The sequence below is a fragment of the Thermogutta sp. genome, assembly GCF_039793925.1.
In the GTDB taxonomy this organism is placed as follows: domain Bacteria; phylum Planctomycetota; class Planctomycetia; order Pirellulales; family Thermoguttaceae; genus Thermogutta.
This window is the reverse complement of sequence record NZ_JBAMME010000051.1, coordinates 1-8,684: the sequence shown is the minus strand read 5'-3', so window position 1 is coordinate 8,684 and position 8,684 is coordinate 1. Positions and strand designations below refer to the sequence as shown.

General features: G+C 59.0%; 11 protein-coding genes. All 11 read left to right on the top strand.

Going from position 1 to position 8,684, the window contains the following annotated elements:
- The coding region (locus ABJK56_RS01660) for a hypothetical protein (protein WP_347242926.1) at positions 1–275 on the top strand (275 nt) is incomplete at its 5' end.
- Positions 276–304: 29 nt separating this feature from the next.
- Positions 305–1,111, top strand: coding sequence for a hypothetical protein (locus ABJK56_RS01655; RefSeq protein WP_347242925.1), 807 nt, complete (start codon positions 305–307; stop codon positions 1,109–1,111).
- 93 nt (positions 1,112–1,204) lie between these two features.
- A complete protein-coding gene (locus tag ABJK56_RS01650; RefSeq protein WP_347242924.1) occupies positions 1,205–2,275 on the top strand; it encodes a hypothetical protein in 1,071 nt (356 codons plus the stop codon).
- Positions 2,276–2,396: 121 nt separating this feature from the next.
- Positions 2,397–3,326 (top strand): hypothetical protein, encoded by a 930-nt coding sequence (locus ABJK56_RS01645; RefSeq protein ID WP_347242923.1) that lies wholly within the window; start codon positions 2,397–2,399, stop codon positions 3,324–3,326.
- A gap of 6 nt (positions 3,327–3,332) precedes the next feature.
- Positions 3,333–3,650, top strand: coding sequence for a hypothetical protein (locus ABJK56_RS01640; protein WP_347242922.1), 318 nt, complete (start codon positions 3,333–3,335; stop codon positions 3,648–3,650).
- Positions 3,651–3,652: 2 nt separating this feature from the next.
- Complete coding sequence (locus tag ABJK56_RS01635; RefSeq protein WP_347242921.1) at positions 3,653–4,564, top strand: P-loop NTPase; 912 nt, start codon at positions 3,653–3,655, stop codon at positions 4,562–4,564.
- A gap of 12 nt (positions 4,565–4,576) precedes the next feature.
- Positions 4,577–5,656, top strand: a complete 1,080-nt coding sequence (locus ABJK56_RS01630; protein ID WP_347242920.1) for a hypothetical protein — start codon at positions 4,577–4,579, stop codon at positions 5,654–5,656.
- Positions 5,638–6,405: a hypothetical protein gene (locus tag ABJK56_RS01625; protein ID WP_347242919.1), complete on the top strand. Its 768-nt coding sequence runs from the start codon at positions 5,638–5,640 to the stop codon at positions 6,403–6,405. The genes ABJK56_RS01630 and ABJK56_RS01625 overlap by 19 nt, the downstream gene beginning before the upstream one ends.
- Positions 6,378–7,946 carry a DUF87 domain-containing protein gene (locus tag ABJK56_RS01620; protein ID WP_347242918.1) on the top strand — a complete coding sequence of 523 codons (1,569 nt, stop codon included), beginning with the start codon at positions 6,378–6,380 and terminating at the stop codon, positions 7,944–7,946. The genes ABJK56_RS01625 and ABJK56_RS01620 overlap by 28 nt, the downstream gene beginning before the upstream one ends.
- On the top strand, positions 7,924–8,238 hold the full coding sequence (locus tag ABJK56_RS01615) for a hypothetical protein (protein WP_347242917.1): 315 nt from the start codon (positions 7,924–7,926) through the stop codon (positions 8,236–8,238). The genes ABJK56_RS01620 and ABJK56_RS01615 overlap by 23 nt, the downstream gene beginning before the upstream one ends.
- On the top strand, positions 8,235–8,684 hold a 450-nt coding region (locus ABJK56_RS01610; RefSeq protein WP_347242916.1), incomplete at its 3' end, for a hypothetical protein. The genes ABJK56_RS01615 and ABJK56_RS01610, both read left to right, overlap by 4 nt.

Sequence of the window (8,684 nt, the reverse complement as noted above, 5' to 3'; positions counted from 1 at the left end):
CAGCCGCCGCAGCCCACCGTGGGGCCGACACCGACGCCGACGCCTCCCAGACAACAGCCGCCGCAGCCCACCGTGGGGCCGACACCGACGCCGACGCCTCCCGGAAGACAGCCGCTGCGGCCTACCATAGAGCCGCCGCCGTGGCTGAACGGCAGGTGAGTGGCTTTCTCCCCAATGGCCAGACGCTGGCATTCCGATTGCGGGATGGCACCGTTGGCGTATCGCCAGTGGTAAGGTCGCCGATCGCGGGTTGCACCGTTGCGACCGAGAGGTGACCAGATAGGGTGAAACAGGACGGTGAGGAATGCTGGTGTATATCCGAGACGATCAGGCGGAGGTGGTGTTGGGTGGCAGCGAGCCGCACCCGCAAGCGATCCACCTGGGTGGGGCCGTGTATGAGTTCCCACCTGGGGTTCCCGGTGGGGTGGCCGATCTGGTGCTCCCTGTCCTGTCGCTTCAGGAATTGCCGGTTGATCCGGATAACTTGATACAGTATTCCCGCGTGGGTGCAGAGCTGCAGCAAGTCAACGGGGCTGTTGGCCAGTGGCGGGACAATCTCCTGAAAGCGATTCAGCAGGACCTGGCACACTACGGCGTCAAAACCGTGAAGGATTGGTCTCAGAACAATCTCCATGTCAGCGTCTGGGCGGGGTCATGGCAGATTACCATTATCCCAGTCAGCGGTGGGAGGGTGCGTTCTTATACCCAGCCTGAGTATACGCAGATCATCACCCTCCCGATCTATCCGGCGACCATCGGTGTGCCCGCTCTCCATCCCGTTTTTCAGGAGATCGCGATGACAAGACAGAGAATGCGGATCGTCTTCTCGCTTCCTCTTGAAGAGTTCGAGTGGTATCGCGGGTATACAGAGAGACAACAGGTGCTGCTCGGGATGAAGCGGGAGTACCGTGGCCCGGCGCTGGCAGATGCCGCCCTCTTAATGGCCCAGCCTCCATACCATGACGGTGTGGTGGTGAGAGGGGAGACGGAAGTGATCGTCATCCACAAAGTCGCTGCCCACCCTGTCCGGGAGCACGAGCGTCCACCATGTTTCCATTTGAAAATCGCGCCAGTGGACACTTCACCTGACGAGGTAGGGGATGGCGCCTGACGCTCCCGCCTGCGACCCGTTGTACCCGCTGAAGGGCGGTCACTGATGGCCGGTTACCTGTCTGATCCAGTGGTGAAACGATAGGGGGGAGAGGTGGAATCTGTCCTTGAATCTGTTTTAATGTTAATTCTGGCTGCCACCCGGATCTTCTTCGTCGGCATGTTGCCGATGCTTCTTCAGACCATTGCTGTCGTCATATCTGCCGTGGCCAACGCCCTGCATGGCGTGATCGCGCCGACGGAATTCCGTTTCTTTCTCATCGTCTTCGGCGATCGCATCGGAATTGAGGCGCCATACATTGTGTTGCCCGTCGAGTTGGCGGTTGTCGCGTGTGTTCTCTCCACCGCGGCCCTCATCCGGCAACGGGGTGGGGATCATATATCCGACCATCTGCTGACGATCATGTTGGGGATCATGACCCCCCTCGTATCGTTTGCCGTCGCGAACCTGTTGCTGTACAACGCCAATCTCCTGCTGGAGGAGATGGCTTCCGACCTAGAGAGGTTTTTCGCCTATTCCTGGAGTCTGGACATCTCAGATACCGCCGGGCGGTTGGTCGTTTTGGCCTCAATGATCATTCCGTACTCCACTGTTCTGGTGATCGCGGTTGCCTGGGGGCAGGCAGGCGTATATTGGATGATCGCGGGGATGTATGTATTCCGGCTCGCGGTCGCATTTGCTACTCTGGTTGTTGCAATTGATTTTGTGTTCTCTCTGATGCGCGGTCTTCTCTCCCTCAATCTATCCCGCGCGATGGGGGCACTGGGCAAGCTGACACTGTATCTGGTCATTTTGGTCGTAGCGGTCGCGTCGGTCGGAACGGAAGCAAGCATTGTGGAACAATCGGTGGTGGCCCAATTGGCCATTGCATACCACTATGCAGATGTTCCTGTCCTGGGTTATCTCGTAGAGAACATGATCGCGCCCTGGGAAGGGATTATTGGGAATCAGATTGATTACATCCGGGGACAACCTCCGGACCGGTGCGTAGTGAGCGACACCGGAGAGGTGACAGAGCAGTGCAGCGACCTGTTGTCTCTCTTGATGGTCAATCTGTTCTCCGGCCTGGCAATCGTTGCTCTGCAGGTGTTTCTGGTGTGGAGGGCCTCTCTTTTCCTGTGGCAAGGAATCCGAAATCTGCACCATGAGGTGTTCGTGGGGTGACGCCATGGGATCGCGAGGCATAAGGCGCACGGTGCGACGAGGTTGTGGGGGCTGTCTGTTGCTGCTGTTGTTGTACGCTGCTGTTGTGATGTGCTTTCCTTTGCTCCTGGGGGGAGCGGCAATGGTCAGTACCACCGACGCTCTTCTTCTGGGCCTTCAGTCCATAGAGAACTGGGTCGCCGGCTCGGTGTGTGGGGAAATTCTTCCCGGGCCCCTGTGTGACAAGGCAGGGGAGTTTTTGCGGTTTGTCACCACGAATTTCCTGAACCAGGAAGAGCAGTACATTCCTGTCATCCCTCCCCCCGTACCCCACACCTCTCTCTCGGCCCCGCCGGAGACTGACCCGTGGATGGTATTGCGCGGCAGCGCGAGTGTTGTGGGTCAGGGGGTGTATGAGATCGTGGCCGTTGCCCCGGTCACCGGAACAATGCCTCTGGCGAGCGCCCCATCCCTCCCGTTCGTCCCTGCCCCATGGGCTGCCATGGAGGCCTGCTATCATCACTATCGCACAGTGGTAGAAGGGGGGAATCTCGGATCGTACTATGCCTTTGTGGTGGAGGTGGATTCGCTCTCCCCGGTTGTCGGCGTAGAGGGGGGGCAGCCGGCCGTTGTCCGTTACGAGACCAAACGGCAGCGGTTTCTTTGTGTTGTGTGGCGAGCTCCGGTTGAAAGTGAAAGCGAGTTCGCCCAGAATGGGGCTGCCGAAATTCGTCTTCCGGCGAATCCCTTTCTGCCCCGGACAATCCGGGTAGATGAGTTGCCGGCTTTCCTGAGCAGTCAGTGCAGCCAGCGGTTTTATAGTACCCTCGGTTCCTCCATGCTGCAACAATTTTTGCAGAACTTGTTGTTCTGGCTCGGGCGTTCTCTGGGGTTGCCGGACACCGTTCGCGCGAGCAAGGGGGTGATCCAGATGGTGTGCAATATATCATTTAACGCTCACGTCGCCAAGTTTTTGCCAACGCCAACGCCGACGCCCACTCCAACACCCACACCTACCCCAACGCCAACACCGACGCCGCCCTCGTCGGGGCCGCGCCCGTCGGGAGGGTGATCGCGGATGTGGCTTTCGCGGTTTGCACAGAGCATTCGAGGGGCAGCAGGATTCTTCTGGCGACGACAAAAAAGGTGGGCTGTCGTTGCCTTCGTGGTCTTCGCCCTGGGGGTTGCCCTTTCCCCACTGCTTGTGTATCGCCCGGTTTTCCCCACAGGCTTCGAGGGGTGTGGGGAGGGCGTGGTGTATTACACCTCCGGGGTGGTGTGCCTGCATGGCAGCATGCGCGCCACCTGGTCCGGGCATGTCATCCTGTTTCCGGGTGAAGCATGCCGGTGTTATCGCCTGCCAGGCAACACGCAATGGTTATACCAGGAGGAGTGAAGATGTTTGTCGCCCAAATCGGGCAGAGGTCAGAGTTTGCCACCAGCCTTCAGGGGTTGGTATTCAGCCTGCATGGCCAGGCAGAGAAGGATGTCCATCTCCTGGGGGGACCTTTCACCCCCGACCAGGCCGACTCTTTGGCCGCGGCTTTCCCGGACGCCCTCGTTGTCGTAGTGGGCAGCTCTGCAGAGGGATTCGTTCCGGAGGCCCGGAACATATTGTGTGTTCCGCAGGTCCCGAAAATCACCCGGTTTTCCCCACCTCTTGTGTGCGCGATAGTCGGGGTCAAGGGTGGGGTTGGTAAAAGCATGGTATCCGCACTGCTGGCCCTGTATCTGGCCCAGAGCGGTTACCATACCACGCTTTGCGACAGCGATGTCCAGGCAGGCCTCACCCACGTGTTCCTGGATCATGACGAGAGACGACAGATGGGAGAGATTGCCCTGCTGACGATCGGCAAGGGGAAACTGGTGTTTGTCGGCAACATGTATGGCCGGATGACGCAGGCCCCGCATATCATTGGTGCCCTGATGGGTAGCAGTCATGTCATCGTGGATTACGGCAATGATCCCAATCAGCCGATTCCTCCAGAAGCGAGGATCGGCGTGGTCATGGCCCCATCCAGGCAGAATCTTGAGATCGCATCCAGTTTTCTCTCGGGGCGCATGCCCCACGCGATCATCGTGAATCCCAGCCAGCGCGGGACGGGCAGGAGAGACATCGAGATGGCGATCAACGAACTCAGCGGTCGTTACCCTGCCTTGTCGCAGCGAATTGTGCAATTTCCGGTTGTTTCTGTCCCCGTTTGGGATTCCGGGGAGGAGTACAGGAAGAAGATGGCGAGCGAGGCACGGGGTGCCGCAAGGGCTTTGGTCAGCCTCCTCGGGCTGCTGTTCCCATCGGGTGATCTGTGATGGGGGTGTGGAATGAGTGAGCGTCCTCAGATCTTCAGCATTCTGAACGCGATGGCAAAGAGCCTGGGAAGTGGCAATGCCGCCTTGCTCCAGGCAGCGTGTCGCGAGGCGAACGCGACGGAGTTGTATCCCCTAGTCAGTATCGTGGCACAGTACCCCGCTGTTTCCATCACGCTCTCCGGGGACCTGCACACTGCGTTGAGATGCGTGGTGATTGACCCGCAGATGTATGTCGTGGCGTACCACCGGGTTGATCCGGGAATTGCGAAAAAGATCATCTCGCTGGTTGCCAGCGCTGGAGCGAACCCGAGTGACAACACGGTGCGCCTGACCTCCACCGAGGGAGGGAGCAGTATTGTCCGTCTTACGGTTGCCCTGGATGCGAATAACGTCTCTATATTCTTCCGGTGTTTCTCCATCACCCTCTTCCCGTTGAGCAATCTGATCGGCACCACCATCCCCCAGCGGCTGGCAGATTTCGTCATCCGGGCGTATCGGTATGTCCCCGGATGCGTGCTGATCGTCTGCGGGCCAGCTGCCAGCGGCAAATCCACCTTGATGAATGCCCTCCTGCAGTATGCCTGGACGCAGGAATCCCATACAGCAAAGATTCCGTCCGGGGGGGTTGCGATGGGGGATGCGGTAGATGTGGTCGTTCCGGACCATATGGTCGTCATTGCGCAGCCATCGGGATACGATGCTGCGGTATCGGCCGTACGAAGCGCCAACACCAACGACATTGTGTTTGGCGAACTCGCCTCCGAGAGCACGCTCCTGCGGTTTCTGGATGCAATCAGGGCGGCGACCCGCACGGCCACGACAACCCATGGCCACATCCCGCAGGTTTACCAGTGGCTGAGGCAGCACGGCACTGTGTTCCTGGAAATGGCCGTGGTGGGGAGCAGAAGAATTGTCATTGCCGCGGCAGTGAACCTGGCCGACATCACCCTCGGACAGGAGCAGGGGCTGATGTGGATTGCCCGATTCAACCCGGTGAGCGGGGAATGGGTGTATGCTGAACAAATGAAACGCGCGGAACAGATCGTGGCTGCTTGGGAGGAGCGTCGTCAGGCATGGTCAGAAGCGCGTTAGTCGCAAGGTCGCTGGTCGCCCCGATTCTTCTACTTCTTTTGATTCTTCTGACTCCTCTTTCCCCGACCTCTGCTCTGGCGGAAGAAAAAGGGGGGTGGTTCGTGACGGCCGAAGAGTTTGCCCGCTTGGGCGGGAAAGTCGTAGAAGGGCCGGGGATTCCGGGGGATCTGGCCATCCAGTGCCTGTCCGGGGAAATCCCGGGAATACTGATCAGCTCCGCCCATCATTACTGGTGGTGTCCTGCCTATCGGGCTCCCCGCTCCCACAAGCAAGTTGTGCTGATCGGGGAAACGGCAATCGCCGCGCGGCGGTTTGACCGTCAGAGACTGGTTTTCCCCCTGATCATCCCGGCAAACTTCTGGGTGGTGCGAGTGCTGGGACGGGGAGTTGAGATCGGCCAGACCTGTGCCGATTTTGTGCCAGCATCCCTGACAGATGATTCCGTTGAATGGAAGGTGTACGCGTATAGTTATTCTCTCTCCCCGGAGGGGGATCGTTGCGCGCCCGAGATTTCCGGCACGGGTACTGTTGTTGTCCTGGTGGATTATCAGACGGTGAACGTAGAGCCGGTCGATTGGGAGGAGTTTGCTCCCCGATATCCGGAGATGCAGGTACCATCCGAGGTGGTGAATTCCACTCCTGTTTCCTTTCTCCCCCCCGCCCTGACTGTCAGTGGGCAATGGGTGGGGATCGTTGCAATCCTCATCGGGGGAATGCTCATATGGCTCGCGGTTGGTCCATCGCGTTGACCGGAAACACAGCGATCACCAGCAAGGGGGAGTTTGAGGCGTATATGCTCATTGACCCCGGCCTGACTGGTGATCCCCTGCGCTCCCTGATGCAGTCATGCCGAAGGGGGCTGGTTGCCTGTGCTGTCCGCCCGGTGGACAGGAAAATCCGGGACGATCTGATCGCACAGAAACAGGCCCTGGAAGCAACGGGGGCAGACCCCATTGTGATCCAACAGTACGAGAGGGCGATTCAGGAGGCTGATGCCGGCCGTCTGTTTTTGGAGAGCTTTTCCTTACTGGCCCAGCTGGCCGAAGGGTATCAGTTACCCCAGGGCAGCGAACGGTTCCCTATCTTTCCAACGATCCCCAATCTCCTGGATCCTCCCCGGCAGCGCGTGTATGCCACCAGCCGTTTGGACCACCTGGCGGCCATCCCCTCCCACACGGGGGGAGAGGGGATGGCTCTGGATCTGGGGCTCAGTTTGGATAACATGAAGATCTGCGTCTCCATGGGGGATGAGCAACAGGCGCGACACATTGCCATTTTGGGCCCAACCCGGAGGGGGAAGTCCACCACGGCCAAATATCTCCTTGCGCAAGCGCTGGAAAAGTATCCGGATGTACAGTTCATCATAGCCGACCTGAAGGGCGAGTATACGCGTTCTGGGGAGAACGGCTCTGAAGAGCCCCTGTTCCCCAACTCGTGTGTTTTGCGCCCGGAGGATCTGTATCCGCTCGGGTACAGGACGCTCCGCGCCCAAACGCTGGAAGAGGCCATGAAATTCGCCGGGAGCGAAGAGTATGTGTTCAACCTGATCCTGAAGTTGTCGTTGCCGGGGAGGCAGGTTCCACTGAAAGCCGCCCTGGTCGATCTCTGGAAGCAAACAAAAGATCTTCCCTGGGAGAAGGCCAGCGAGGGGGTTGCCCGGTTGCGCCATATGCTCCTGGAAAAACTTGGCGTGCCCAAAGGACACGTTGTCGAAACGATCCTCCGGGGCAGGGCGAGAATCAGCCCGAGGGGAGGGAATATTCTCTCCTTATCCCACCTGCCCTATGGTTCTCCCGAGCAGCAGGCAGCGCTGAATTGGGGCCTGTTTTGTGTTGTGCCCTTCGTCCGGCATTACGGTCGAAGGGTCGTGCTGATCGAGGAGTTCCAATTGGTGGATGGAGCGATTCTTTCCGTCCTTCTGAGAGTTGCCGGAGGTCTCGGCGTATCGGTCATCGCCGTTACTCAGGCACAGGAGCAGCTGGAACTTCTGGCCGGAGCGGGGAAACAGTTTGCCTCCGCGATCCTGATGAGTCCGACCACGGGCGGGGTGATCGAACTGGCCAAGCGGGTCTTTGACCTTTCTATTACGCCTGGCACGGGATTGTTTACCAGGCGGGCTGAAGCAGACATCCAAACCCTGTTAGGAATGGCCCCCTACGGCGCGTTCGCATCCGTGTCTTCCAATTATGGTGTGCAGGTCGGGCGGGTGTTTGTGCCGCCGGATCTCCTGAGGCGAATTGAGGAATTCAACCTGCCGGAGGAGAGAAATGCTCTTGAAAGCCCCTGGTAATATCATGCCGGTAACCGGGATTCTGTTTCTGTTCACGGCGCCCATCCTGTTTTTGCTCAGCCGCATCGGGGCCGAGGCCGCGATCGCCCTCGCAGTATGCGCTATAATACTTGGTGTACTGCTGACTCGGGGAGAGCCGCCGGCTTACGAGATCGTCTTGATGGCCGTCACGGCAATTCTCCCGATTGGCATGCCGTTCATCAACGCCTACCTGGATGGATACTGCCTGGAGGCCGGATTGGGAAAAATCCCGGCGGATCTGAAAATGAAGTGGTGGAGGGAAGAAGGATGAGGCCGATCGTCTTGCTTGGGTCCAGGGTCCGCGGGAAAATGGACGGGCCGATCGCGGATCAGTTCTCCAACATATGCACAGCGTTGGGGGCATCCTGTATGCTCATTCGGACGGATGATGTGATCGGCCAAATTACATCGCTGTTAAGTGAGCCCGACAACGGAATTGTCCTGGTCGTTGCCAACACGGTGGCAGCAGGAGAACTGAACGCATCCATAGCGTCTGCTCTTCCATCCGATCTGCACCGCATTCAGATTGTTTGTGCTGCGATTAATCCTATGCATGCCCCTCTTCCCTATAGCCTGAGGGCCGTCCCGCTGGACCAGGTGCCTCAAGCGGTGGCAGCGGCTATCGGGACTCTGCAACGGAACATGGGGGCGGTGGCGGCGGGAACCGAAATGCCCGCGGCGACAGGGGCAGCGGGAACGGAAATGCCGCCCGCGGCG

Bases quoted from the DNA above. Each gene is read 5' to 3' on its own strand.
- ABJK56_RS01655 (WP_347242925.1), top strand. From the start codon at position 305: ATGCTGGTGTATATCCGAGACGATCAGGCGGAGGTGGTGTTGGGTGGC.
- ABJK56_RS01645 (WP_347242923.1), top strand. From the start codon at position 2,397: ATGGTCAGTACCACCGACGCTCTTCTTCTGGGCCTTCAGTCCATAGAG.
- ABJK56_RS01640 (WP_347242922.1), top strand. From the start codon at position 3,333: ATGTGGCTTTCGCGGTTTGCACAGAGCATTCGAGGGGCAGCAGGATTC.
- ABJK56_RS01635 (WP_347242921.1), top strand. From the start codon at position 3,653: ATGTTTGTCGCCCAAATCGGGCAGAGGTCAGAGTTTGCCACCAGCCTT.
- ABJK56_RS01630 (WP_347242920.1), top strand. From the start codon at position 4,577: ATGAGTGAGCGTCCTCAGATCTTCAGCATTCTGAACGCGATGGCAAAG.
- ABJK56_RS01625 (WP_347242919.1), top strand. From the start codon at position 5,638: ATGGTCAGAAGCGCGTTAGTCGCAAGGTCGCTGGTCGCCCCGATTCTT.
- ABJK56_RS01620 (WP_347242918.1), top strand. From the start codon at position 6,378: ATGGCTCGCGGTTGGTCCATCGCGTTGACCGGAAACACAGCGATCACC.
- ABJK56_RS01615 (WP_347242917.1), top strand. From the start codon at position 7,924: ATGCTCTTGAAAGCCCCTGGTAATATCATGCCGGTAACCGGGATTCTG.